27 protein-coding genes and 5 tRNA genes are annotated in these 26,132 nt (G+C 32.6%); 17 read left to right on the top strand and 15 right to left on the bottom strand.

All coding sequences use genetic code 11. From position 1 onward, the window contains the following. The 10 genes from NQQ59_RS10145 to tgt form a co-directional block, all read right to left on the bottom strand. Positions 1-1,260, bottom strand: a complete 1,260-nt coding sequence (locus tag NQQ59_RS10145; RefSeq protein ID WP_144218196.1) for an asparagine synthetase B — start codon at positions 1,258-1,260, stop codon at positions 1-3. Positions 1,261-1,605: 345 nt separating this feature from the next. Then, the gene (locus NQQ59_RS10140) at positions 1,606-2,271 is read right to left on the bottom strand and encodes a response regulator transcription factor (RefSeq protein WP_144218194.1); all 666 of its coding nucleotides are present in this window, start codon (positions 2,269-2,271) and stop codon (positions 1,606-1,608) included. Positions 2,272-2,387: 116 nt separating this feature from the next. After that, positions 2,388-3,179, bottom strand: a complete 792-nt coding sequence (locus NQQ59_RS10135) for a sensor histidine kinase (protein ID WP_144218192.1) — start codon at positions 3,177-3,179, stop codon at positions 2,388-2,390. Between the two features lie 21 nt (positions 3,180-3,200). Next, entirely contained in the window at positions 3,201-3,677 is a 477-nt protein-coding gene (locus NQQ59_RS10130; protein ID WP_257698190.1) for a hypothetical protein, read from the bottom strand. Between the two features lie 183 nt (positions 3,678-3,860). Then, positions 3,861-4,202 carry a hypothetical protein gene (locus NQQ59_RS10125; RefSeq protein ID WP_144218188.1) on the bottom strand — a complete coding sequence of 114 codons (342 nt, stop codon included), beginning with the start codon at positions 4,200-4,202 and terminating at the stop codon, positions 3,861-3,863. A gap of 138 nt (positions 4,203-4,340) precedes the next feature. After that, on the bottom strand, positions 4,341-5,885 hold the full coding sequence (gene dnaB / locus NQQ59_RS10120; protein WP_095931682.1) for a replicative DNA helicase: 1,545 nt from the start codon (positions 5,883-5,885) through the stop codon (positions 4,341-4,343). Positions 5,886-6,025: 140 nt separating this feature from the next. Further along, entirely contained in the window at positions 6,026-6,979 is a 954-nt protein-coding gene (locus NQQ59_RS10115) for an acetyl-CoA carboxylase carboxyltransferase subunit alpha (RefSeq protein WP_144218186.1), read from the bottom strand. Positions 6,980-7,091: 112 nt separating this feature from the next. After that, positions 7,092-7,982, bottom strand: coding sequence for a DMT family transporter (locus NQQ59_RS10110; RefSeq protein WP_144218184.1), 891 nt, complete (start codon positions 7,980-7,982; stop codon positions 7,092-7,094). Further along, positions 7,969-9,057 (bottom strand): LptF/LptG family permease, encoded by a 1,089-nt coding sequence (locus NQQ59_RS10105; protein ID WP_144218182.1) that lies wholly within the window; start codon positions 9,055-9,057, stop codon positions 7,969-7,971. The genes NQQ59_RS10110 and NQQ59_RS10105 overlap by 14 nt, the downstream gene beginning before the upstream one ends. A 94-nt stretch (positions 9,058-9,151) precedes the next feature. Further along, positions 9,152-10,282: a tRNA guanosine(34) transglycosylase Tgt gene (gene tgt, locus NQQ59_RS10100; RefSeq protein ID WP_026727521.1), complete on the bottom strand. Its 1,131-nt coding sequence runs from the start codon at positions 10,280-10,282 to the stop codon at positions 9,152-9,154. 420 nt (positions 10,283-10,702) lie between these two features. Between tgt and NQQ59_RS10095 the strand changes: the two genes are divergently transcribed. Continuing rightward, the gene (locus NQQ59_RS10095; protein ID WP_144218180.1) at positions 10,703-11,005 is read left to right on the top strand and encodes a hypothetical protein; all 303 of its coding nucleotides are present in this window, start codon (positions 10,703-10,705) and stop codon (positions 11,003-11,005) included. 68 nt (positions 11,006-11,073) lie between these two features. Here NQQ59_RS10095 and NQQ59_RS10090 read toward each other — a convergent pair whose 3' ends face one another. Together NQQ59_RS10090 and NQQ59_RS10085 are read right to left on the bottom strand one after the other, a co-directional pair. After that, the gene (locus NQQ59_RS10090; RefSeq protein ID WP_144218178.1) at positions 11,074-12,486 is read right to left on the bottom strand and encodes a glycosyltransferase family protein; all 1,413 of its coding nucleotides are present in this window, start codon (positions 12,484-12,486) and stop codon (positions 11,074-11,076) included. After that, positions 12,483-13,196, bottom strand: a complete 714-nt coding sequence (locus NQQ59_RS10085; protein ID WP_144218176.1) for a glycosyltransferase family 2 protein — start codon at positions 13,194-13,196, stop codon at positions 12,483-12,485. The genes NQQ59_RS10090 and NQQ59_RS10085 overlap by 4 nt, the downstream gene beginning before the upstream one ends. 443 nt (positions 13,197-13,639) lie before the next feature. Between NQQ59_RS10085 and NQQ59_RS10080 the strand changes: the two genes are divergently transcribed. Together NQQ59_RS10080 and NQQ59_RS10075 are read left to right on the top strand one after the other, a co-directional pair. Further along, positions 13,640-14,488: a transketolase gene (locus NQQ59_RS10080; protein WP_144218174.1), complete on the top strand. Its 849-nt coding sequence runs from the start codon at positions 13,640-13,642 to the stop codon at positions 14,486-14,488. 73 nt (positions 14,489-14,561) lie between these two features. Then, positions 14,562-15,515 carry a transketolase family protein gene (locus NQQ59_RS10075; protein WP_144218172.1) on the top strand — a complete coding sequence of 318 codons (954 nt, stop codon included), beginning with the start codon at positions 14,562-14,564 and terminating at the stop codon, positions 15,513-15,515. A gap of 228 nt (positions 15,516-15,743) precedes the next feature. Here NQQ59_RS10075 and NQQ59_RS10070 read toward each other — a convergent pair whose 3' ends face one another. Next, positions 15,744-16,928, bottom strand: a complete 1,185-nt coding sequence (locus NQQ59_RS10070) for an FKBP-type peptidyl-prolyl cis-trans isomerase (protein WP_144218171.1) — start codon at positions 16,926-16,928, stop codon at positions 15,744-15,746. A 79-nt stretch (positions 16,929-17,007) separates the two neighbouring features. On the opposite strand from NQQ59_RS10070, the gene NQQ59_RS10065 reads away from it, so the two are divergent. Together NQQ59_RS10065 and NQQ59_RS10060 are read left to right on the top strand one after the other, a co-directional pair. Beyond that, a complete protein-coding gene (locus NQQ59_RS10065; protein WP_144218169.1) occupies positions 17,008-17,400 on the top strand; it encodes an RNA-binding S4 domain-containing protein in 393 nt (130 codons plus the stop codon). A gap of 176 nt (positions 17,401-17,576) precedes the next feature. Beyond that, positions 17,577-18,077 carry a phosphoribosyltransferase domain-containing protein gene (locus NQQ59_RS10060; protein WP_144218167.1) on the top strand — a complete coding sequence of 167 codons (501 nt, stop codon included), beginning with the start codon at positions 17,577-17,579 and terminating at the stop codon, positions 18,075-18,077. Here the strand turns inward: NQQ59_RS10060 and NQQ59_RS10055 are convergent. Beyond that, a complete protein-coding gene (locus NQQ59_RS10055; RefSeq protein WP_144218164.1) occupies positions 18,069-18,587 on the bottom strand; it encodes a shikimate kinase in 519 nt (172 codons plus the stop codon). The two genes, NQQ59_RS10060 and NQQ59_RS10055, sit on opposite strands and share 9 nt — an antisense overlap. 126 nt (positions 18,588-18,713) lie before the next feature. Here NQQ59_RS10055 and NQQ59_RS10050 point away from each other — a divergent pair. From NQQ59_RS10050 to NQQ59_RS10025, 6 genes are all read left to right on the top strand, one after another. After that, a tRNA-Lys gene (locus NQQ59_RS10050) sits at positions 18,714-18,786 on the top strand. 40 nt (positions 18,787-18,826) lie between these two features. Beyond that, positions 18,827-18,899 (top strand) — tRNA-Lys (locus tag NQQ59_RS10045). A 40-nt stretch (positions 18,900-18,939) separates the two neighbouring features. Then, positions 18,940-19,012 (top strand) — tRNA-Lys (locus NQQ59_RS10040). 42 nt (positions 19,013-19,054) lie between these two features. Beyond that, a tRNA-Leu gene (locus tag NQQ59_RS10035) sits at positions 19,055-19,137 on the top strand. 264 nt (positions 19,138-19,401) lie between these two features. Then, positions 19,402-19,806 (top strand): helix-turn-helix domain-containing protein, encoded by a 405-nt coding sequence (locus tag NQQ59_RS10030; protein ID WP_144218162.1) that lies wholly within the window; start codon positions 19,402-19,404, stop codon positions 19,804-19,806. A gap of 172 nt (positions 19,807-19,978) precedes the next feature. Continuing rightward, positions 19,979-20,051 (top strand) — tRNA-Lys (locus tag NQQ59_RS10025). A 59-nt stretch (positions 20,052-20,110) separates the two neighbouring features. Here NQQ59_RS10025 and NQQ59_RS10020 read toward each other — a convergent pair. Continuing rightward, positions 20,111-20,797, bottom strand: a complete 687-nt coding sequence (locus NQQ59_RS10020; protein ID WP_144218160.1) for a hypothetical protein — start codon at positions 20,795-20,797, stop codon at positions 20,111-20,113. A gap of 157 nt (positions 20,798-20,954) precedes the next feature. Here NQQ59_RS10020 and NQQ59_RS10015 point away from each other — a divergent pair, with 157 nt between their 5' ends. From NQQ59_RS10015 to NQQ59_RS09990, 6 genes are all read left to right on the top strand, one after another. Next, positions 20,955-21,455, top strand: coding sequence for a tetratricopeptide repeat protein (locus NQQ59_RS10015; protein ID WP_257698189.1), 501 nt, complete (start codon positions 20,955-20,957; stop codon positions 21,453-21,455). Positions 21,456-21,668: 213 nt separating this feature from the next. Beyond that, a complete protein-coding gene (locus NQQ59_RS10010; RefSeq protein ID WP_144218158.1) occupies positions 21,669-22,568 on the top strand; it encodes a MerR family transcriptional regulator in 900 nt (299 codons plus the stop codon). 39 nt (positions 22,569-22,607) lie between these two features. Then, the gene (locus NQQ59_RS10005; RefSeq protein ID WP_144218156.1) at positions 22,608-24,074 is read left to right on the top strand and encodes a phytoene desaturase family protein; all 1,467 of its coding nucleotides are present in this window, start codon (positions 22,608-22,610) and stop codon (positions 24,072-24,074) included. Positions 24,075-24,078: 4 nt separating this feature from the next. Continuing rightward, complete coding sequence (locus tag NQQ59_RS10000) at positions 24,079-24,918, top strand: phytoene/squalene synthase family protein (RefSeq protein ID WP_144218154.1); 840 nt, start codon at positions 24,079-24,081, stop codon at positions 24,916-24,918. Between the two features lie 208 nt (positions 24,919-25,126). Continuing rightward, positions 25,127-25,567 carry a sterol desaturase family protein gene (locus tag NQQ59_RS09995; RefSeq protein WP_144218152.1) on the top strand — a complete coding sequence of 147 codons (441 nt, stop codon included), beginning with the start codon at positions 25,127-25,129 and terminating at the stop codon, positions 25,565-25,567. 38 nt (positions 25,568-25,605) lie between these two features. After that, positions 25,606-26,115, top strand: a complete 510-nt coding sequence (locus tag NQQ59_RS09990) for an SRPBCC family protein (protein ID WP_144218150.1) — start codon at positions 25,606-25,608, stop codon at positions 26,113-26,115. The last annotated feature ends 17 nt before the right edge of the window (positions 26,116-26,132 follow it).

The raw sequence follows: 26,132 nt of genomic DNA, 5'->3' as shown, positions 1-26,132 counted from the left end.
TTATGTTTTAAGCTTCTTCTTTCTCGCAGCCGGAAACAAAACATTGTTCAAAATCAGCCTGTACCCAGGAGAATTAGGATGCAAATCTAAAACTGTTGGCGGGTCTCCAACCTGATGTTGATAATCTTCAGGATCGTGTCCTCCAAAAAAGGTAAACATTCCTTTTCCTTTTTCACCGTGTATATATCTTGATTCTCCATTAAACTCGCAAGTTCCCATTATCAGAACGTTTGATTTTATTAATGAAGTATCAAAAGAAGTCGTTTGTCCCATAAAACCTTTTACCAATTGTGTATGATTCTGACAAAGCATACTTGGAATAGGATCCCATTTTGCAGAAAATTCCATTAAAGTAAAATAATCCTTATCCATCACAACTCTTCTCTTTGTCGTCATATCAATATCTGAAAACTCATACACTTCTGGTTTTCTTTCTAACGTAAAATTTTTAAACGCAAAAGAGTTGTTATAATTTAATTTTGATTGATAATTTGATTCGCTTGGATCTCCGTCAAACATTGCTTCACAAATATCCACTCCATCAGCAGATAGCGCAATATCAAAGCTATCTGTAGCAGAACACATAGCAAACATAAAACCACCTCCCACAACAAAATCTCTGATTTTTTTTGCTACAGCACCTTTTTCTTGAGACACTTTTGCATAACCTAATTTTGTAGCCAATGCCTCAGTATCTCTTTTTTGATCAATATACCAAGGCGTATTTTTATAAGCTGCATAAAATTTCCCATACTGACCTGTAAAATCTTCATGATGCAAATGAAGCCAATCATACATTAAAAGTTGATCACTTAAAACTTCTTCGTCATAAATTGGAGTAAAGGGAATCTCAGCATAAGTCAGTACTAACGTTACAGCATCATCCCAAGGTTGTTTTCCTTTTGGAGTATAAACAGCAATTTTTGGCGCTTTCTCCAAAATTACTGATTCCATATTTTGCGATGGACTCGAAATTTCATTTAAAATTGAAGCCTGTTCACTATCCGAAATAACTTCAAAACTAACACCTCTAATTTTACATTCTTTTCGAATTTCCTCAGCATCTGGAAGTAGGAAAGAACCTCCTCGATAATTTAGAAGCCAACTTGCTTTATAATCTCTACTCAGACACCAATACGTTATACCATACGCTTTTAAATGATTCTGTTGTGTAGATTCATCCATTGGAAGCAAGATAAACGATGCCCGAATATTAAATGATATTAAAAGTATAAAAAGGCAGAATAGGCTCTTATTCATCAGAAAATTATTTTAGTAAAGATATAAAGGAAGACTTAAAAAAAAGAATGCTCACTATTTTTTCTGGCCTAATAGAATGTTAAATAAAGAAACAGGGGGTAAATACCTGATTTGGAATGTGTAGAAAAAACAGGTAAAAACACCTATAGGACGCTAGAATAATCTATCTACATTTGCTATCCCAGATCATCAAACTAATCAATGTAAAAAACAACCAACCATGAAGTTTAATGATAGTAATAATCAAGAAAAGGGTATGAATATAATTCAAAAAATAGGTTTATGTGTACTTGTAGTAACCATTATATTGTATTACATCTTGTCAATTCAATTTTTGACAGCGAATTAAATCGTCAAAACTGCTAAGTCATTCTGAATAGCATACACAACTAAACCAGCGATATTTCGTGATTCTGTTTTAAGCAGTAAATTATTTCTGTGTCCTTCTATAGTTCTCGGACTTAAAAAAAGCTGTTCTGCTATTTCTGCAGTTGTCTTTTGCTGGCAAATCAATTGCAATATTTCGACTTCACGAGGCGAAAGAAAATTAGTTTCCAATCCACCTTTCGAATTTTTAGGTGAAACTATGGTTTCTTGAATTGTTTTTAGAACACTTTCGTTATAGTAGAAACCTTTAGCAGCTACTTCATTGATTGTGAGAATTAAATCTTTTGGAGTGGTATTTTTTATCAAATAAGCTACTGCACCAACCTGAATCATATTAGCTATAAATGACTTTGTATCGTAACTTGTCAAAGCAATAATCTTAATATCAGGATATGTTTTTCGAATAATTTTTGTGGCTTCAACACCGTTTAAGATCGGCATCTTCAAATCCATAACAATTATATCGGGTTTGATTTCGTTTTTATCTAACTGAGAAATAAGTTCATCTCCGTTTGAGGCTTCAAAAATAATTTCAATATTTTCTTCCCTCTGTAATAAAAAAGAAATTCCTTTCCGAAACAAAATTTCATCATCGACTAAGGCAATTTTAATAGCAGCATTCATCTTATTTGATTTTGGTCGTTTAGTTTGGTCTGCCGAATGTACGAAATATCATTTACAAATTACCTAATTACCTTATTTTATTGACCAAAAACTATATTTAAAGTATATCGTTTAGCCTAAAAAGTGAAGTTTACTATAATTCCGTTATTAATTTCTGAAGTAATTTTTATTGTTCCTTCTAAAAATGAAATACGACTGTCAATATTTTTCATCCCCAGACCTTTTTGATTATCAGCACTTTTACTATCAAACCCAAGCCCATTATCTTCATAGTCACAAATATTCACTCCTTCTTTAGTGGTAAATGCTATCCAGATTTCTGTTGCTTTGCCATGACGAATGGAATTATTCATCAGTTCTTGTAAAATTCTGAAAACATGCAGAAGTCGATCGATATCATTATCATCAAAATCGATTTCATTTTTATAATGTGTTTTTACAGATTTACTGCTTTCAAATTCTTCACACAATTCCTCTATTGCAGCATTTAAACCAAATTTTTCAAAAACTGGCGGTAGTAAATTATGCGCAATTTTTCTAGAATTGTCTAAAGCTTTCGTTGTTAAGGCGATTATGTTTTCTGTAATTTCAGTCGTTTCTGCTTCTGTAAGATTTGGTGCCGTTAACAAATGACTGTTTAATGAAACAATATTTAATTTTGAACTGATATCGTCATGAAGATCCTGTGCGATTCTTTTACGTTCTTCTTCTTGTGTAACAATAACAGCATGCAACTGTTCTTTTTGGTATCGAAGTACTAAATCTTTTTTCTCCAATTCCTTTTGAATAATTTTCTTTCTTGAATAATAAAAGAATATAATTAATGCTACGGCAACAATTATAAAAAACAGGGAGATATATAATATAATTGCAACTAACTCTTTATCAGGAATTGAATGGGCGTTCATCTTTGCTTATTTAGGTTACAATTACAAATTAGCTTTGTAAACTTTTTTGTTTGAAAAACTCACCATCCATTCGTACATAATAAAAAGATAATAAACTATATTTAAAAATGCATTCAGTTTCCAACTTAAATATTTCACATCACTATTCAGTGTCGAAGTAAGATTACCGATAATAAATAATACCGTACTAGATAATAAATAAATGATTATTCCCATACTCACGTAATAATAAGACTTGTTTTCTGTCAGCATATTATAAAAATGCAATAGGGCAAAAACAACAATCATCAATGATGTCAGGGTAATTCCAAACAAATTAAACTTCAGGAACTCGTGAGGTGAATTAATAAATTGTATTGAAAGGACGCATAAAGCCAGAACAAAACTGATTCTTACAAATTGTTTTTGAACTTTTACTTTTAAGATCGACTGATAAAACAGACTTAAAAATATCATTTGACCTATAAAAAAACTATTTACTAAAAATAAATTATTCATTTTAAGATGCCATAATGTTTCCATTGAAACTTGCATAAGCAAGGCATAAGCTAGGTAACAAACAAAAAAAACATTAGCTTTTTCCTTTCGGAAAAAGCTATATGAATATAGTATTAGATCAATTAATAGAATCAAATAACCTGAATATATTAAAAAATCATCCATTATTGAAACTTGTTTTAATTAATACGGAGGACTTGGGCGAGAACCATCATAAACAACATCTCCACCTTCTACAGTACCTTCTGGCGGACCGTAAACATCAATGTATTTACCTGTTTTTTCATCTTTTTTTGCACCAACAAAAAGCAAAGTTTTCTCATTGTCGTCATTAATACCGATGTAAGCACGAACAGCTTCAGTTTTTAGTTTCAAAACCAGTTCTAAACTTTCTCTTGGTATTAAATAAGATATTACTTTTTTGCTAAGATCTTCGACAGCTTTATCGTCTTCGTATCTTTTCTCCCATTTTTTAGCAGTAGCTAAGGATACCTCTATAGGTCCCGGAAAAGTTTCTTCATTCATAATTTTAATTTGTTATTGGTTAATAATTTAAAAAAATAAAATAGTTTCTTAATGGTATGGCTAAACTACTGATTTTAATTAATAACATAACACTCAAATATAAAAAAAACCTTAAAAAATAAGGCTTTTTACATTTTATTAAAACGGAACGTCACTATCATCGTCATCATCATTCAAATTGCTTCCAAAAGCTTCATTGGCTGAAGGCAGATTTTTAGTGATAAACGGATTGTCGTCGTGGTTCATTTTTGAAGGTAAATCATCATATCCACCAGTAAATTCTTCAAGATTATCAAACTTACCAAGATGTCCTAAGAATTTCAGACGAATATTCTCTAATCCACCATTACGGTGTTTGGCTATAATAAACTCCGCCTGACCTTGTGTAGAAGAAGCTTCGTCATCATCCCATTCTTCAATTTTATAATATTCAGGACGGTAAATAAACGATACAATATCGGCATCCTGCTCAATCGCTCCAGATTCACGAAGATCCGAAAGAAGTGGTCTTTTACTAGATCCACGCGTCTCAACGGCACGAGACAACTGAGAAAGTGCAATTACCGGAACGTTCAACTCTTTTGCCAAAGCTTTTAAGTTTCGGGAAATTGTAGAGATCTCCTGCTCACGGTTTCCTCCTCCTTTTCCACTTCCTCCCGCAGTCATTAACTGCAAGTAGTCAATGATAATTAATTTGATTCCGTGCTGAGAAGCCAAACGACGACATTTTGCACGTAAGTCGAAAATAGAAAGTGAAGGCGTATCATCAATAAACAATGGTGCCTTTTCTAAGTTCTTAACTTTTGTACTTAATTGCTCCCATTCGTGTTTTTCTAACTTACCAGTTCTTAATTTTTCAGAAGATAATCCTGTTTCAGAAGAAATAAGCCTCGTAATCAACTGTACCGACGCCATCTCCAGAGAGAAAATAGCAACTGCATGTCCAAACTGAATACTTACGTTTCTCGCCATCGAAAGGACGAAAGCGGTTTTACCCATACCCGGACGAGCCGCAATAATAATTAAATCCGAAGGCTGCCATCCAGAAGTTACTTCATCTAATTTCTCAAATCCAGTTGCAACACCACTCAATCCTTCTTTTCCAGCAATTTCCTCAATACGTTTTTTCGCCTGAAGAACCAAACTCTGTGCTGTTTCAGAACTACGTTTAATGTTTCCCTGAGTTACTTCGTATAATTTAGATTCGGCTTTATCCAACAAATCGAATACGTCTGTAGTTTCGTCATAAGATTCTTCAATAATTTCAGAAGAAATTCGGATCAAACTTCTTTGAATAAATTTTTGAAGAATAATACGCGAGTGGAATTCGATGTGTGCAGAAGAAGCAATCTTTTGCGTAAGCTGAATTAAGTAAAAATCTCCACCAGCTAAATCTAACTTTCCATTTTTCTTTAACTGAGTCGAAACCGTTAGAATATCAATGGGCTGTGTTTCGGTAAAAAGTTGCAGAATCGCTTCAAAAATATGTTTGTGAGCGTCTTTATAAAAAGCATCAGGCTGCAAAATATCAATTACATCATCTACCCCTTTTTTATCAATCATCATAGCGCCAAGTACAGCCTCTTCCAAGTCAATTACTTGAGGAGGAAGCTTACCTTTTTCTAGATTGATAATGGTGGTTTTGTCGACCTTAACAGGGTTTAAGTTTTTGAAATTTTCCATATAGCGAAAGTAGCAAAATTTAAAAAATATATGCTATCGAGTTATAACTATTACGATGTTTATAAATAAGTTTTTTTGTTGATAACCAAAAAAAAATCCGAAACCGTAGGGCTTCGGATTGTAAGTCATTTTTTATGAATTTATTCTTTATACTCGCCCATATTACTGTATTTGTCCATTCTTTGGGCAATTAAGTCAGCTGTTGATAAGTCTTTCAATTCATTATATCCTTTAGTGATGTATTCTGCAACTGTTTTAAAAGTTGTTTCACGGTCATAGTGTGCTCCACCAAGTGGCTCAGGAATAACATCATCAACTAATTTTTGTCTTTTCATGTCAGAAGAAGTCAATTTTAATGCTTCTGCTGCACGTTCTTTATACTCCCAGCTTTTCCATAAAATAGAAGAGCAAGATTCTGGAGAAATTACAGAATACCAAGTATTCTCTAACATATATACTTTATCTCCAACACCAATTCCTAAAGCTCCACCAGAAGCACCTTCACCAACAATAATGGTAATGATTGGCACTTGCAAACGAACCATTTCGAAAATATTTCTAGCAATAGCTTCTCCTTGCCCTCTTTCTTCTGCTTCTAATCCTGGATATGCACCCGGAGTATCTACCAAAGTCAAAACTGGAATTCCGAATTTTTCTGCCATTTTCATCAAACGCAAAGCTTTACGGTATCCTTCAGGATTTGCCATACCAAAATTACGGTACTGACGTGTTTTAGTATTAAAACCTTTTTGTTGACCAACGATCATAAACGATTGTCCGTTTATTTTTCCAAGACCACCAACCATTGCTTTATCATCTTTAAAACCTCTGTCTCCATGAAGTTCCAAAAACGTATCACCACAAATTGCTTTAATATAGTCTAAAGTATAAGGTCTATTTGGGTGTCTTGACAATTGCACACGCTGCCAAGCAGTAAGGTTTTTGTATATATCTTTCTTGGTTTCTTCTAATTTCTTGTTGATTTCTGTACAAGTAGGTGTTACATCAACATCAGATTCTTTTCCAATAATAACGCACTTTTGTAACTGTTCTTCAAGTTCTTTAATTGGAAGCTCAAAATCTAAATATTCCATGGATTTTTGAATTTTGTTTGTAAATCGAACCGCAAATATAAAAATATTATATCATTGGCGAAGTTAATTGTTATTTAAAGTATAAAAATGCAATTTAAAAATAAGGAAACTATTACAAGTTTTCTTTCTTATTCTGATAATGTTTAAAAACACCATTCAAGATTACTGTGATAATAATTATGACAGCTCCTATGTAAAATTCTACGCTCATTTTCTCTTTTCCACCCAATATAAAATAAGCCAAAACGATTCCGTAAACAGGCTCTAAATTAGTGGTAAGCATGACTGTGTAAGGCGTCAAACGCTGCATTACTTTTACCGAAGCAGTAAACGCATAAGCGGTACAAATTGAAGCCAAAATCAATAATAAAACCCAATTATTTAAAGACATTTGAAAGAAATCTGCAGTAAATTTCCCCTGAAATAAAAAATAAATCGTGATAAAGAAAACTCCTGCACCAAATTCATAAAATGTGATTACAGAAGGCTCATGATCTGAAATCAATTTCCCATTCATTAAAGTAAATAAAACTCCAAGAATGATCGCGGCTAACGCATAATAAACACCCGTAAGATATTTAATTTCGACCTGAAGAATTAGTGCTAAACCTGCAATAATTACAAGTCCGAAGAAAACTTCATACCAAAGCACTTTCCTTCCGTAAAACAATGGCTCCAATAATGATGCAAAAAATGCCCCTAGAGAAAATATAGAAAGTGTAATGGATACATTGGAAACATGAATCGCTTTAAAAAAGAAAATCCAGTGTAAAGCAATTAATAAACCAACAAAAATCAATTTAAAAAATTCCTTTACAGGAACCTGAAACGACTGTTTTTTAAAGGCAATAAATCCGCCAAGAAAAATCATGGCAATCAGCATTCGATACCAAACCAAATTATCGGCATCAATAGTTATTAAAGCGCCTAAAATGGCTGTAAAACCCCAGATAAAAACAATTAAGTGAAGATTTAAATAACTTTTTAAATTATCGTTTCGCATTGCGTAATAAGTAAACTGCCAGAATTCCGAAAACAATGTTTGGGAACCATACAGCTAATAAAGGTGAGAAAGTAGATTTTTCGGCAAGTGTACCAAAAATTTTATCAAAAAACACAAATGAGAAAGCAATGGCGATTCCGATTGCCAAGTTAGTTCCCATTCCACCGCGTCGTTTCATAGAAGAAACAGCCACTGCAATAATCGTTAAAATAAAAGCCGAAACTGGTACGCTATATTTTTTATAAAGAACAACTAGATAAGTATTGATATTCCCAGAACCTCTTTTTCTTTCCTTATCAATAAAATCGATTAATTTACCTAAAGTCAATGTTTCTGCGATATATACAACAGGTGTTAAATCAGCAAGTTCAAACTTAAAGGCAACATTCTTTTCCGGTGATTTTTCAAGAACATCGTTTAAATCACCAATAGTTCTTTTAGTGTAATCGTACAAAATATAGGTCTTTTTCTTAGGATCCCATTTTATACGACTTGCTGTAATTTTATAGGTTAATTTTTCTTTTTCAAAATGTTCTAAAGTAAAATTAAAAGCGGTTTTAGATTCCTCATTAAAACTATTTACAAAAATAAAATCGTTGTCATTAATTTGTCTGTAAACGTTGGTATTTTCCCCGCGCATGAGCTCCTTACCTCCTCCTTTTAAATATGTATATCTAAAATTGTTGTACCCTTCACTTGCCGCAGGAACAATAAAAAATCCCATTAACAATACAAAAACCGAAACAATTGTAGCACCTATAATATAAGGACGTAAAAAGCGAGTAAACGAAATTCCAGAACTCAAAATCGCGATAATCTCCGTATTATTAGCCAATTTGGAAGTAAACCAAATCACCGATAAAAACAGGAATATCGGAAACAGTGAATTGATAAAATAGATTGTAAAATTGTAATAATAGAAAGCAATATCCATAAACGGAATCTTGTTTTCGAGCATTTTATTTACTTTTTCAGAAACGTCAATAACGATTCCGATGGGTGCAAATAAAAGTAACATCACAGAGAAAGTTCCCAGATATCTTTTTAAGATGTATTTATCTATTATTGATAACATATTTCAAATTATAAATTATGAATTATGAGTTATGAGTTACAAATTATATGCGCAAGCTAATTTATAATTTACAACTCATAATTTATAACTATTTTTAAAGTCTTTGACTCATATTTTTAACCATCATTTCTTTCCATGGTCTAAAATCTCCGGCTAAGATATGCTTTCTCGCTTCACGAACCAACCACATATAAAACCCAAGATTATGAATGGTTGCAATTTGTTTTCCTAAATATTCATTAGCAGCAAACAAGTGACGCAAATAAGCTTTTGAATATTCTGTATCCACAAAAGTATGCCCCATTTCATCAATTGGAGAAAAATCAGCTTCCCATTTTTTATTTTTGATGTTGATTGTTCCGTTTGCTGTAAACAACATTCCGTTTCTCGCATTACGCGTTGGCATAACACAGTCGAACATATCAATTCCTAACGCGATATTTTCTAAAATATTTATTGGAGTTCCAACACCCATTAAATAACGAGGTTTATCTTCTGGAAGAATTTCGCAAACTACTTCAGTCATAGCATACATTTCTTCAGCTGGCTCACCAACAGAAAGTCCGCCGATAGCATTTCCTTGCTGACCTGCATTTGCAATATATTCAGCCGACTGGCGACGTAAATCTTTGTAAGTACTTCCCTGAACAATCGGGAAAAACGTTTGTTCGTAACCGTATTTATAAGGAACTTTTTCCAAATGATTAATACAACGATCCAACCAACGGTGCGTCATATGCATCGAACGTTGTGCATAACGATAATCACAAGGATAAGGAGTACATTCGTCAAATGCCATAATGATATCAGCTCCAATGGTACGCTGAATTTCCATTACATTTTCTGGAGTAAAAAAGTGGTAAGAACCATCAATATGCGATTTAAACTTTACTCCTTCTTCTTTAATTTTTCTGTTTGACGAAAGAGAATATACTTGATATCCTCCAGAATCGGTCAAAATATTACGATCCCAGTTCATGAATTTATGCAATCCACCAGCTTTTTCTAGAATTTCAGTCTGCGGACGTAAATATAAATGATAGGTATTTCCAAGGATAATATCCGGGTTAATTTCTTCTTTCAATTCACGCTGATGAACTCCTTTTACAGAAGCCACCGTCCCTACAGGCATAAAAATTGGCGTTTCAATTACGCCGTGATCAGTAGTGATACTTCCCGCTCTTGCTTTAGACTGCGGATCTTTTTGTAATAAATCGAACTTCATTTGTTTCTTTTTTCAGAGCGCAAAGATAGTTTAATTTCAGGGAAATTTTATGAATTAGAAAATTTGTGAATTAGAAAATTAGCTAATGTTTTCTTAATTTCAGATTCCGCGATTTAGAAATTCACAATTAACAACTAGTCATTAACAATTATTTTGGCGTTTCCCAAGGGTCGGGCTATCCGCTATATCTTTTGCTCCAGTTCGTTTTGTGTATAATTAAGACCGTTTAATTGTCGCAAAAGGATGCCGCTTCTATCCCTAACGCAAACGTCGTTGCAAGTACCATTCAATTCTAAAATTTCAAAACGAATGTAAAAACTACAATATCAAACCAATAAAAATGTAACACACCAACCTTTCTATTTCGTAATTTTAGATAACTCGAAATAAAACATTCTTTCAACTAAAATTATAGAAATCATGATAAACGCTGACGAAAAATTAGACCAAATCAAAGATGATCAAATTGAAAAAAACCTTGAAAACATGAATTATCCAGCAAACGAAGATATTTACAATCAGGACAACAAACTGGAAGATATTAATCCCGAAGAAATTTCAGGTGAACGAATCATCAATCAGGACAATCACGAATGGAAACAAAACAGTGACAAAATCGGCAACGATCTCGATGTTCCTGGTTCTGAATTAGACGACCAACAGGAAGATATTGGTTCTGAAGATGAAGAAAACAATTATTATAGTGAAAGCGATACGAATTAAATCTTAGCTTTTAAGAGAAAACAAAAAAGTCCTAGATTTTAGGACTTTTTTGTTTATCTAATATATACTCATTTTTTTACTATATATATATTATATCCATTTACGCAGTCAATTTTTTCTATTCTTTTCAAAGAAAGTAAATTCTGAATTTCTAATTCTTCTTTCGCTGTTACATTCATTTTTGTTTTTTTAGCCACCCTAGAAACTATATATCTTGATTTATCTAACTCCGAATCAAGAGGCAAAATCTTTTTATCCATTGAAAATTTATTATCTGTGAATGCATTAAAAGACTCAGTAGTTCTTATTGATTTTTTTGTAAAATAAATTTCATTTACATCTATTTCATTGAGTTTTTCATACAAAGTATAGACATTATTATCATTTGCTGGAGTATACAAAGAATACAAAAACAAAGTGATAATTGAAACTAAAACATATATTTTTTGAAAATGCTTTTTAACTATAGTAAAATCTGAAATAGTCACTATTGATGATCCTAGAATCAAAATAAGAAAAGGAGAAATATAGAGATACAATCTATCTGAAAACGGATACATGTGAAAAACATTCAATGTTAAATGTACCAAAACAATGCAGAAAAGCAACGCAATTTCATCTCTAAACATTACTCTCTTTTTGTAAAAAACCAGAAAAAAAGGAACCATTAGCAACATCATAAAAACTCCCCAAATTTCAAAAGAATTTAAGATATAAATCCATAAGCCATGAATTGTATAAAGTAAATATTTAAAAATAGAACCATTAAGTGGTACAAAAGTACCGCTCCAATATTGAACCATAAAAGCCTGTAACTCTTTAGCCCCTTTCTGATTCATAAACCAGAAAAAATAAATTACATACGGCACTGGTGTTAAAATCGTAAGTATGTTCTCTTTTATGTAATTTAAAAAACTTGTAAAACTTGCAAAAGCTCGCTGAGTAAAGAAACCATAAATTAAATATCCACAACAAGCAAACAATCCAATATTTGACATCAAACCCCAAATCAAAAAGAAACACCAATTGTATTTTTTAAAAATTTTCGATTTAAAATAAACCAATAAAAAAATAACCCCTGTTAAATCAATCGTATATTGCTTTACTGTTATCGAATTATAAACAATAAACGGATTGAACAGAAGAATTATAAACAAAAGCAAAAATATAGGTGCATAATTATTTCTCTTTATAAAAACATAAAACAATATCACTCCAAGAACTGAAGATATGAAACTTAAAATTTTAATATTTATCCAAAAGCTAAAAGGAAAAACCTGAATAAAGATTTTCTGGAGCCATAAATACAATGGAGGAGCACTTTGATAAAAATCTAACGGATAAAGCAGTTCTACAAAACTCAAGTGTTTGATATTGTTTCCTAATGCAATTTCATCAACATTAAAAACCGGAAAAACAAACTGCATTACAAATCTGAGAATAATACCAGAAATCAAAAGAATCAAAAACACTTTTTTCATTTAACCGCATATTTTAGTATACAATAAATAGCTCTAAAACCATCTTTCCAGCTTATTTTTTTACCTTCTTCGAATGTTCTTCCATAATAACTTATTCCAACTTCATAAATTCTAATTCCTTTAATTTTAGAAATTTTTGCTGTTACTTCAGGCTCAAAACCAAATCTATTTTCTTTCAGTTTTACTTTTTGAATAATTTCTGTCCTAAACATTTTATAACAGGTTTCCATATCTGTTAAATTTAAATTAGTAAACATATTACTTAAAAAAGTTAAGAACTTATTTCCTATACTATGCCAGAAAAACAATATTCTATGAGGTTTCCCTCCCATAAATCTACTTCCATAAACAACATCAGCATACCCTTCTAAAATAGGAGCCAATAATACATTATACTCTTTAGGATCATACTCTAAGTCGGCATCCTGAACTATTAATATATCCCCTGTAGCTTTATTTATCCCAGAATGAAGAGCCGCTCCTTTCCCTTTATTTTTTTCATGAGTCAAAATTACAATATCCAAGTCAGGATTATCTGCTTTATATTTTCTAAATACCGCTAGTGAATTATCTGAAGAACAATCGTCTACGATTATAATTTCTTTAGTAATATTTTCTATTAATTCAACTTTTCTAATTTTATCTAATATAAATTTTATGGTATTTTCTTCATTATAAGCAGGTATAATGATTGATAGTTTTTGACTCATTCTTAGGACTCTTAGTGGGGACTTATTCTTGTTCGTTTCTATTCAAAAAACAGAAAGTACACAAAAATGTTTCTGGTTAATTAAAGCTTTTGTTTTAAAAAAATTCGAGGTAAATATACTCGTTTTATGATGTGCAGAATATATATATTTAATATTTCTTTAAGTTTTAATTAACTAGCAAAAATTCAATTACTTTCTTCAAATTAGCTTTCAGATAAACAATGGCACAATTACTATTCATTTTTTTTCAATCAGAAACGACTAATTAGAAGAAATTAGAAAATCCTTTTATACAGTAAAAAATGAAGTTGTTACTTTTTTTTTATTATTATTAAAAAAAGTTCAAAAAAATATCACAATTGAAACCAACTAAAGCAGAAAATGATTTGTCTTCCCGCAAAATAACCTTTACTTTTGCTTCAGTTTAAAAATTTTACATATAAATGAAGCCTAACACACAACAATTAAGCGATTTAACGATCCAAGTAAGAAGAGATATTCTTAGAATGGTACATGCTGTAAACTCTGGACACCCAGGTGGTTCATTAGGTTGTACTGAATTTTTGGTAACACTATATCAAAATATAATGGACCGCAAGGAAGGTTTTGATATGGACGGAATTGGAGAAGATTTATTTTTCCTTTCAAACGGACATATTTCACCTGTATTTTATAGCGTATTAGCACGCAGTGGTTATTTTCCAGTTTCAGAACTTGCTACTTTTAGATTATTAGATTCTCGTTTACAAGGACATCCAACGACTCACGAAGGTTTACCTGGAGTTCGTATTGCCTCTGGTTCATTAGGACAAGGTTTATCTGTAGCTCTTGGAGCGGCACAAGCTAAAAAATTAAACAAAGACAACCATATCGTGTACACTTTGCACGGTGATGGTGAATTACAAGAGGGTCAAAACTGGGAAGCAATTATGTATGCCTCTGCTAAAAAAGTAGACAACATTATTGCAACAATCGATGTTAACGGAAAACAAATTGACGGAACAACTGACGAAGTTTTGCCAATGGGAAGTCTTCGTGCTAAATTCGAAGCTTTCGACTGGGATGTTTTAGAAATCAAAGAAGGAAACAATATCGATGCAATCATTGCAGGATTGACTGATGCTAAATCAAGAACTGGAAAAGGAAAACCAGTTTGTATCTTACTTTACACAGAAATGGGTAACGGAGTAGATTTCATGATGCATACGCACGCTTGGCATGGTAAAGCACCAAACAATGACCAATTAGCAAGTGCTTTGGCTCAAAACGTTTCAACTTTAGCAGATTATTAAAAAGCTTTAAGCCATAAGCAGTAAGCTTCAAGCCTATTGCGTATAGCCTATTGCGTAAAGCATACAAATAAAAATGAAAAAATACGAAAATACAGGAAGTAAAGATACTCGTTCTGGTTTTGGAGCGGGAATGACTGAATTAGGTCAAAAAAATGAAAATGTTGTAGCATTATGTGCTGATTTAATTGGATCATTAAAATTTGATGAATTCAAAAAAAATCACCCAGAACGTTTTTTCCAAATCGGGATTGCAGAAGCTAACATGATCGGAATTGCAGCAGGTTTAACAATTGGAGGAAAAATTCCATTTACAGGAACTTTCGCTAACTTCTCTACAGGTAGAGTTTACGACCAAATTCGTCAGTCTGTTGCTTATTCAGATAAAAACGTAAAAATCTGTGCTTCTCACGCTGGTTTAACTTTAGGAGAAGACGGTGCAACTCACCAAATCCTAGAAGACATCGGATTAATGAAAATGTTACCTGGAATGACTGTAATCAACACTTGCGATTACAATCAGACTAAAGCCGCTACAATTGCATTAGCAGACCACCACGGCCCAGCGTATTTACGTTTCGGACGTCCAGTTGTAGCTAACTTTACTCCTGCAGACGAACCATTCGTAATTGGAAAAGCTATTTTATTAAACGAAGGAACAGATGTTACTATCGTAGCTACTGGTCACTTAGTTTGGGAAGCCCTTATCGCTGCTGAAGCTTTAGAAGCAAAAGGAATTTCTGCTGAAGTAATCAACATTCACACTATCAAACCACTTGACGAAGAAGCTATTCTTAAATCGGTTGCTAAAACAAAATGTATTGTTACCGCAGAAGAGCACAACTACCTTGGAGGTCTTGGAGAAAGCATTTCTGGCGTATTAGCCTTAAACAATCCAGCTCCACAAGAATTTGTAGCTGTAAAAGATAGTTTTGGTGAATCTGGAACTCCAGAACAATTAATGGAAAAATACAAATTGAACAACCAAGCAATTGTTGAAGCTGTAGAAAAAGTAATCAAAAGAAAATAATTTTTAGATTTTCTTACTTTATACAAAAAACCTCGAAATCTTATTTCGAGGTTTTTTTATTCCTTAAAGCAATCAAAAACAAGTCCAAAAATTGAATAGCAAGAACTTTTCTAGAACAATTTCAAAATTCAACATCTTTCCTATTAGAAAAATAATCAAAAGATCAACAAACAAAAAAGCCTCGAAATTTACATTTCGAGGCTTTTCTTTTTTCAGACTTATCTTTTCTTACAAAGGATAAGGATATGTTTTATCTAAGTGAATTCTTAATCTACCAGGCGTAGTGTAATCTTCTGGAACAAAAGCTCTAGGATTTGTTTTAGATTCCGCTTGAGATGGATCCTTAAGCGCTCCAGTAGGTCTTCTTGGAATTCCCCACGGCTCAGACTCATCTATATTTGGAGTTGCAGGATTATCAGGAACAGGCTCATTATACGGATAATACCTACTTATTCCGTAATAAAAATCCTGTCCATTAAGTTTACCCCATCCAACCTGATCTGTTGGCTTAGTAACCTCCAATCTAGTGGTGTAACCATCTCCATCATCATCAAAATCAAGATAATCAGGAATCCCATCCTTATCACTATCATCACCAAGCATATAATCAGGCGGATTTGGATATCTAGTTGTATTTCTAAGATCATAAAGATAACCATCACCATTTATATCCTCTAAATAATCTGGAACACCATCACCCACAATGGTTATCCCTGTACTAGTGACATTATACTCATTATCCATTCTCTGAAGAGCAAACAGCTTAATATTAAAGTAAATACAACTATAAGCCGGAATAACACCACTCGGACTAGCATAATACGCCAATCCAGAAGGTAAAAACATAACTCCAGCCCCATAATTGTCATAAGTTATCACACCATCATTAGAAGTAGTTGGACTATCTCCTGTTTTAAATTTAGGCATAATCTCAGACCAACCTTGAATAACAGTATTTCCACTTGCGAATGGGAATAAATTGGCTGTAAATGGATTTCCATAAGACGAATCCGCAAGAGTATTATTCATTAAATAACAACTGTAAGCCACAGAAACTCTATCTGTATTGGTAGGAGATTCACCCGTACCTTCTCTTAAAACTAAATAATAAACTGTATACTTGACATCATTACTATAAACCTCTCTACTTTGCAACTTATACGTTTGCTGATCCCAAATAGAAGTCTGAGTTCCTCCTGCTGGTATTTTTGATATTTTTGCCTCAAAATCAGCTGTAACATTTTCAATATAATTGGTCTTCAAAAATTTCTCAATAGAATCTTTATCTGCTTCATACTGCACTTTATAGTCCCTGATCGGAGTAACTTCAATCTCATCATCATCCTTTTTATTACAAGAAACGATGGCTAAACCAGCAAGTAATAAAACAAAATAATATTTAAATCTATTCATTATTATGATTTTTTTAGGTGCGCAAGATACAATATTGATTTATTTTTGTAAAGAATTTAACTTCTATTTTAGAAAAATTATGAGAATAGACAAATACTTATGGTGCGTTCGATATTACAAGACCAGAAACATGGTTACAGAGGCTTGTAAAAAGAACCATATCACTGTAAACGGGCAGGTTGCAAAACCATCTAAAGAAGTTTTCCCTACTGACCGCATCACCTTTAGAAAAGATCAAATTACACAGATAATAACAGTTCTAGATATTCCAGAAAGCCGTGTCGGAGCAAAATTAGTCGATATTTATCGCAAGAATGAAACTCCACCAGAAGCTTACGCACATTTAGAACTTCTAAAACTATCAAAAGAGCATTATCGAAAAAGCGGTACCGGAAGACCAACCAAAAAAGATCGTAGAGATATCGACGATTATGGAGATGAGATTTACGACGAGGAAGAGGATGAGAATTAAATTCCAATTTTAAAAATTCCAAATCCCAATTTTAAACGATAACAACAAACTTTTAATTTTCACTTTTAAACAATGCCAATTTACTTTTACAAATTTGGAATTTGGAATTCATAAATTGGAATTTCCTTTTTTAAATATTGGAATTTAAATTAAGTATATTAGCAAAAAATTACATTATGAGCAATAACATCATCCTAACCAATCAGGAAATCGAACATAAAATTAAACGTATCGCTTATCAAATCTACGAGACTTTTGTTGATGAAGAAGAAGTTGTTATTGCCGGAATTGCTTCTAACGGATTTGTTTTTGCCGAGAAAATAGCCGTTGCCTTAAGCAGCATTTCTACATTAAAAGTTTCAATCTGCGAGGTTAAAGTAAACAAACAAAAACCACAAGATGCTATACAAACTTCGTTAAGCCAAGAAGAATACACTAATAAAGGATTAGTTCTTGTTGATGATGTTCTAAATTCTGGAACAACCTTAATTTATGCTGTTCGTCATTTTCTTGATGCGCCGCTTAAGAAATTTAAAACAGCTGTACTTGTAGACAGAAACCATAAAAAATACCCTGTAAAGGCAGACTTTAAGGGCATTTCTCTTTCAACTTCACTATTAGAACACGTACAAGTAGTTTTCGATTCAGAAAACGGCGACTACGCTTCTTTAAGCTAAGATTTTTAAAATATCCTGAACCGTTTCTTCGACAGATCTATCATCAACCACTACTTTATGTTGTGCTTGATTGTAGTAAAAACTTCTGTCGAATAAATGTTTCGCGATAAATTCTCTCATTTCCTCTTCATTCATATTAGCAATTAAAGGACGCTTACTTTTATTATGTATTAATCTATTATATAAAGTATCAATTGATGCTTTTAAATAAATAGAAGCAACATTATCTCCTTTTAGCAATTCATGATTATTGGCATAACACGGAGTTCCTCCTCCTAATCCAATAATATTATTTTCGTCAGATTGCAGTAATTCGACAAATATTTCGTGTTCTAATTTTCGAAAATAGATCTCTCCATGCTTCTCAAAAATCTCATTGATGGACATTTTTGCTCTTTCTTCGATAATTTTATCCAAATCTAAGAACGGAATATTTGTAATTTTTGACAAATTTTGGGCAATTGTCGACTTTCCGCAACCCATGTAACCTAACAATACAATTTTTTTCATATTAATAAAACCTTATAAACTAAGCGATTGGAAACTTTTCCAAAAAAAAGACAAATTTATGATAAAATTCCTTGGAAACTTCAAAAAAAACTCCTTATATTTGCACCCGCATTCAAGAAATTAAATGACTCGATAGCTCAGTCGGTAGAGCACATCACTTTTAATGATGGGGTCCTGGGTTCGAGCCCCAGTCGGGTCACAAATTTTGTGATTAACAAATTAAATTTCTTGAAAGCAATGACTCGATAGCTCAGTCGGTAGAGCACATCACTTTTAATGATGGGGTCCTGGGTTCGAGCCCCAGTCGGGTCACAAATTTTGTGATTAACAAATTAAATTTCTTGAAAGCAATGACTCGATAGCTCAGTCGGTAGAGCACATCACTTTTAATGATGGGGTCCTGGGTTCGAGCCCCAGTCGGGTCACAAAAGGTCGAGTATTAATTTACTTGACCTTTTTTCATTTTAGGCCATGTGGAGAAACGGTAGACTCGCCATCTTGAGGGGGTGGTGCTCTTAAGGGCGTGAGGGTTCAAATCCCTCCATGGTCACTCAAACGGAACAAAGAAGATTTTTCTACTTTGTTCCGTTTTTTTTGAATTCAAATTTTTCTCTTTATAAGTTTTCAAAACTTCAAAAAAAATAAAATAGTTTTCAAAAAAATCACAAGTTTTCTCAAAGAGACAGAACATTCCGAAAGCAGACATAATATCTGACAAAAAAAATATTTTGCAGGATATTTTTCTATCTTTGGAAATCAGATTTTTTAATCTGCATGGCTTTAACTTTGAGCCTTTAGAAAATAAATACGCATTATGGAACAGAAAATACATCAGGGAAGAAACGTAAAACGTTTTAGAGAAATGCTTAACATAAAACAGGAAGCGTTAGCTTATGATCTGGGAGAAGACTGGAATCAGAAGAAAATTTCTATGTTGGAGCAGAAAGATGTAATTGAGGAAAATCTTCTAAAACAAATTTCTGCAGTATTGAAAATTCCTGTAGAAGCGTTTCAAAATTTTGATGAAGAACAAGCAATAAATATTATTTCTAATACTTTTGGAGAACACGCTTTCACTAATTCTTTTAATTACGGAACAATTAATATTCATCCAATTGATAAATTAATTCAACTTCACGAAGAAAAAATAGCTTTGTATGAACGCATGCTAAAAGAAAAAGAAGAGATGATGCAAAGACTTGAAAAGCTAATCAAATAAATAATTCAGAAAGATCAGCGGTTTCAATTCTACACCGTTAAAGTCACCAAAAAATCAAAAGCCTATTTTATTGTAAAATAGGCTTTTATAATTTATTCTAAAAATCATTTCAAAAAAGGTGCGAAAAACTAAATAAAGTACTTATCTTTGCACCCTCATTGAAGAAATGAATGACTCGATAGCTCAGTCGGTAGAGCACATCACTTTTAATGATGGGGTCCTGGGTTCGAGCCCCAGTCGGGTCACAAAAGGTCAAGTAATTATTTTTACTTGGCCTTTTTTGTTTTTAGGATATTTTGAAACTCTATAACAATTTGTTCTTATACAACAACTCCAACTGACTTTCTCTCATATCAATTCCCATAATTAAACCAAGCTTATTTCTGTAAGCAACATCTAGCAATTCTAAGAAAGACTCCGCAATCTTGCTATCTTCAAAATGCAAATTGTCTTTATCGAGATAAAGAAGCTCAACATCTTCATGCGTTATCCAATTTGAAATTCCCATCCTATCTTGAGACAAAAAATCATTCCAATTATCGAGTTCTCCAATGATATTCCAAGAAATTGTTTTTATCGGAATATCAAAATTTCTAGACACACCACCCTTTCCCAATCCTAAATGCGGATTGTAGTCGGCACAGGTTTTAAATATATAATATTCCAGAAATTGACAAAATTCATAATGACCATCAAGGCTTCCTATAAAACGGTTTTGAGTATGATAATCGGTAATTCCATGAAATTCTTGATGAATTTTAAACGTTTCATCAAGCGACTTTGAGACAGAAATAATCTTTTGAATATTCTCTTCAATAAGACTATTCAATTTTTCTTCAGAAAAACGAGCAATTCCTCCAACCAGATAATGTTTTAAGAATTCCCGAGTGGCTTCGGTCAAATCACCAACTTCTCCTCTTAACTGCGGAACTACTTCACTATAAAATAATTTCTTATCATCAAACAAGTGTAGACTGCACCAATATCCCATCTTAGATTTTTCTTACGAATGTAAATAAATAATCTAACCGAAACTGATTTTATCTCATTATCTAAACCATTATTTAAAAAAGAAATTCTCTTACAAAATAAAAACTTTCTTAAATTCGTTTTAGAAAATAACGAATCACTAATCCCAAATTAGTTTTATGAAAAACCTACTATTAGCATCACTTATGATGATGACTTGCTCTATCTGGGCACAATCTGCAACTGGCTATTTTGATAAAGCCATGAAAAAAGCTGAAGCTGGAAATACAAAAGGCGCAATTGCCGATTACACTAAAGCTATTAGCATGAATTCTAAATTTGTCGAAGCTTATCAAAATCGCGGTGTCGCAAAATACAAATTAAACGATTTGAAAGGCGCTGAAGCAGATTTCAGCAAAACCATTGAATTGGACAACATGAATGCCGATGCTTTTACCGGCAGAGCAAACGTGTATTACAAATTGAAAAACTACAAAAACGCCATTGATGATTGTACTTCTTCTTTAGGTTTAAATCCGAAAGATTATATCGCTTATAATTTACGAGGGTTAGCCTACAATGAAAATGGCGATAAAAGAAATGCTTGCAAAGATTTTACTAAAGCAATTGAATTAGGAAGTCAAAGCGCCATAAAAAACAAAGCGAATTATTGCAAATAATTCCAACTCAAAACAAAAAACAGTCTTCTTATTTTTATTTGAAGGCTGTTTTTTATTTATTATCAAAGTAATAATTTTCTTAAGAAAAAAATACCTGATTTTAGGTATAAAATATATTTTAAATATATAAACCGCTAATCTTCTATCTTTTTAATGTGCTTTTAAGGTTGTATATTAGATTTTGTTTTACATTTGTTGACCTAATCGCAAAAAATGATAAACAATATAAAAACTGTTTTCAGCATAAAAGATCTTGAGAACTTATCTGGAATTAAAGCGCACACCATACGCATCTGGGAAAAGAGATACAATATTCTTGAACCAATGCGAACCGATACCAATATAAGATTTTATAATCTACACAATCTTCAGAAACTTTTAAACATTACGTTATTACACGAATATGGCTATAAGATTTCTAAAATAGCAACGTATCCAGAAGAAAAGATACCGCAATTGGTACGCGAAATCATTTCAAAGAAAAACTCCCAAAACTACGCCATTACTTCATTCAAAATGGCGATGATGAACTTTGATCAGGAATTGTTTTTCAATACTTTCGATTGGCTTATTTCTGAGAAAACTTTTAAAGAAGTTTTCAAAGAGCACTTTTTACCTCTTCTTAAAGAGCTTGGATTGTTATGGCAATCTGAAACTATAACTCCCGCAAATGAACATTTTATGAGTCATTTGATTAAACAGAAAATCTTAATATATACGGAGAGTTTACAAATAAGAAAACCAACCAAAACAGACCGAATTTTTGTTTTATCGCTTCCGCTAAATGAAATTCACCAAATTGGATTATTGTATCTGCAATACGAAATTCTGGATAAAGGCTACAAAACGATTTATTTAGGCGAAAGTATGCCAATTGAAAACCTTCAGGATTTAACACGTCATTTTGAGAACATTACCTTTATCTCGTTTATGACTGTTCAACCAGATCGAAGCGTAATCAATCAATACGTAAAATCGATGGGACAGAAATTGTTGCAAAAAAACAACGAAATCTGGCTGATGGGAAAAATGGTCGAACATATCGATCAAAAGATTTTAAACGACAGAATCCGCATTTTTGACTCCATGGAAGAAACTATTAACATGATCTAATTTTATTTTGTTTAAAGTTTTTCTATATTTGTTAAACAAATGAGAAAAACAATCAAAATAATCGGATCTGGCTTTTCCTCCCTGGCCGCCGCATGTTATCTTGCTCAACAAGGAAACAGTGTCACTATTTATGAAAAAAATCCAACTATTGGAGGCCGTGCCAGACAATTTAGAAAAGAAGGTTTTACTTTCGACATGGGACCAAGCTGGTATTGGATGCCCGACGTTTTTGAACGTTTTTTTCAAGATTTCAATAAAAAACCATCCGATTTCTACGAGCTTGTAAAACTAAATCCGGCTTATCGTGTTTATTTCGGAATCAATGATTTTATAAGCATTTATGATAATCTGGAAGATATCAAATCTGCATTTGAAGAAATTGAAAAAGGAAGTGGTCAAAAACTTCAAACCTTTATCGATCAAGCCAAAAGCAATTACGACATTGCCATAAAAGATCTGGTTTATCGCCCAGGAGTTTCTCCACTTGAATTAATCACAAAAGAAACCGCTTTAAAACTCAATCAGTTTTTGGGTAATGTAAGTGCTGATATTCGTAAAAAATTCAACAATAAAAAACTGATTCAGATTCTAGAATTTCCTGTTTTGTTTCTTGGCGCAAAACCAACCAAAACACCTTCCTTTTACAATTTCATGAATTATGCCGATTTTGGACTTGGAACCTGGCATCCGAAAACCGGAATGTTTGATGTCATTAGAGGAATCGAAAAATTAGCTTTAGAACTTGGCGTAACCATTAAAACCAATTCGCCAATCGAAAAAATAATTGTTGAAGACAAAATCGCAACCGGAATTGTCATTAATGGAGAAATCTTAAAAGCTGATATCATTTTAAGCGGAGCCGATTATCAACATACTGAAACTTTACTGGAAAAAGAGCATCGCGCTTATTCTGATCAATATTGGGAAAGCCGAATCTTTGCTCCTTCTTCGCTCTTATTTTTTATTGGTTTCAACAAAAAGATCGAAAACATCTCGCATCACGCTTTATTTTTTGATACTGATTTTAATCAGCATGCGATTGATATTTACGATCATCCAAAATGGCCTGAAGAACCTTTGTTTTATGCCAATTTTCCATCAAAAACAGATTCAAGCGCTGCACCAGAAGGAATGGAAACAGGTTTCTTTTTAATTCCGCTCGCACCAGGAATTGAAGATAACGAGGAACTTCGCGAAAAATACTTTGAAAAGATAATCACTCGTTTTGAGCAACTTACACAGCAAAAGATAAAAAATAGCATTATATTTAAGGAATCATTCTGTAAAAACGATTTTGTGGCAGATTACAATGCCTACAAAGGAAACGCCTACGGAATGGCGAATACTTTATTGCAAACGGCATTTTTGCGACCAAAATTAAAAAGCAAAAAAGTTCGTAACTTATATTTTACAGGACAATTAACTGTTCCTGGTCCAGGTGTTCCGCCTGCGTTAATTTCTGGAAAACTAGCAGCTGAATTAATTCAAAAATCTTTAAGATCTTAAAAAAATGAAATCACTATTCGACGCCGTTTCTTTCAAATGCAGTAAGCTGGTTACCAAAAACTACAGCTCTTCTTTTTCGATTGCCGTAAAAATGTTGTCACCAAGCATACGCGACGCCATTTACAGCATTTACGGATTTGTACGTTTTGCAGATGAAATTGTAGATTCTTTTCATGATTATGAAAAAGAATACCTCATTGAAGATTTTGAAAAAGAATATTACAAAGCAATGGAATTGGGAATTAGTTTAAACCCTATTCTTAATTCTTTTCAACATACCGTTAAAGAATATAATATTACAGACGATCTGGTTCAGGCATTTTTAAAAAGCATGAAATTGGATCTTATAAAAACAACTTACAACAACCAAACCGAATATGCCGATTACATTTACGGTTCTGCCGATGTTGTGGGTTTAATGTGCTTAAAAGTTTTTGTTTCAGGAAAAGAACACAAATACGAACAGTTAAAAGAAGAAGCCATGCGATTAGGTTCGGCTTTTCAGAAAGTAAACTTTTTAAGAGATTTAAAAGACGATAATACCATTTTAAACCGAACTTATTTCCCTGGCGTTAATCTCGAAAATTTCAATGAAGATTCTAAAGAGCAAATCATCAAAGAAATCGAAGAAGATTTCAGAATCGCTTATCAAGGAATTGTAAAACTTCCTATGGAAGCCAAATTTGGAGTTTATACGGCTTATGTTTATTATAAAAAACTGCTTAAAAAACTAAAAAATACGCCATCACACGAAATTGGAAATGCAAGAATTCGAGTTTCTAATTATACCAAAGCGGGACTTTTGGCGCAGTCTTTTGTGACTTATAAATTGAAATTGGTGTAAACTAAGCGTACAGTTTGTCATTTCGACGAAGGAGAAATCGCACTAGTAGATCGACAAAGATTGGTAATTCACGTTGCGGAGCTTCTTGTGTGATTCTTCGTTCCTCAGAATAGCAAACAAACAAAAAATTCATTTGAGTTAATCTTTTATAATCTAAAGCTAAACTCAACAGATTTAAAACTATAATTTTAATTACAACATTTATAAAATGATTTCTTTTCTAATCTTTTTAGGCGTTTTTTTATTCATGGAATGTGTTACCTGGCTTACGCACAAATATGTAATGCACGGTTTTATGTGGTATTTTCATGCCGATCACCATCAGCCGAAATACGAAAACACCTTTGAGCGTAACGATATTTTCTTTGTCATTTTTGCTACTCCAAGTATTATCTTATTCTACTTTGGCGTTCAGGGCGGATTCAATTATTTATTTTTCATAGCCTGCGGAATCACACTTTACGGTGTTTGTTATTTTTTAATTCACGATGTTTTAATTCATCAACGTTTTAAATGGTTTAAAAACACGAAAAACAAATACCTCATCGGACTTAGAAAAGCGCATAAAATACACCATAAACACCTTAACAAAGAAAAAGGAGAATGTTTTGGAATGTTGTTTGTACCCTTTAAATATTATAAAATGTAGCCTTCAAAAGCCATTTGTAACAATTGATTTAGGAAAAGATGAAATTATACAAAATAGCAACCGTTCAATATGTAAATGCCAGTGTAGAAGAATGCTGGGATTTTTTCTCAAGTCCAAAAAACCTGCAGACCATTACACTCGACAATATGAATTTCGAAATCAAAGACTTCGATGACAAACGAATGTATCAGGGACAAATTATAACCTATACTTTGAGACCGCTTTTAGGAATAAAGCTTTCTTGGGTTACTGAAATTACCACTTGTAAAGAAAATGAGTATTTTATCGATATTCAGCGTTTTGGTCCATACAAACTATGGCATCATAAGCACTTTTTTGAACGAACATCAGATGGAGGAACAAAAATGACAGACATTGTACACTATTCTTTACCTTTTGGAATCTTAGGACGTTTAATGAATCGATTAGTAGTAAGAAACAAACTGAAAAGCATCTTCGATTTCCGTTACCATAAAATCGAAGAATTATTCAATTCTAAATCACAACCCAAAATTATACAGATTAATGCTGAACAAAAAAGCATTTAAATCTAAAAAATAATCTC

Origin of the sequence: Flavobacterium panacis, from assembly GCF_024649945.1 — a bacterium.
Taxonomy (GTDB): Bacteria; Bacteroidota; Bacteroidia; order Flavobacteriales; family Flavobacteriaceae; genus Flavobacterium; species Flavobacterium panacis.
This window is presented reverse-complemented; position numbering and strand designations above follow the sequence as displayed.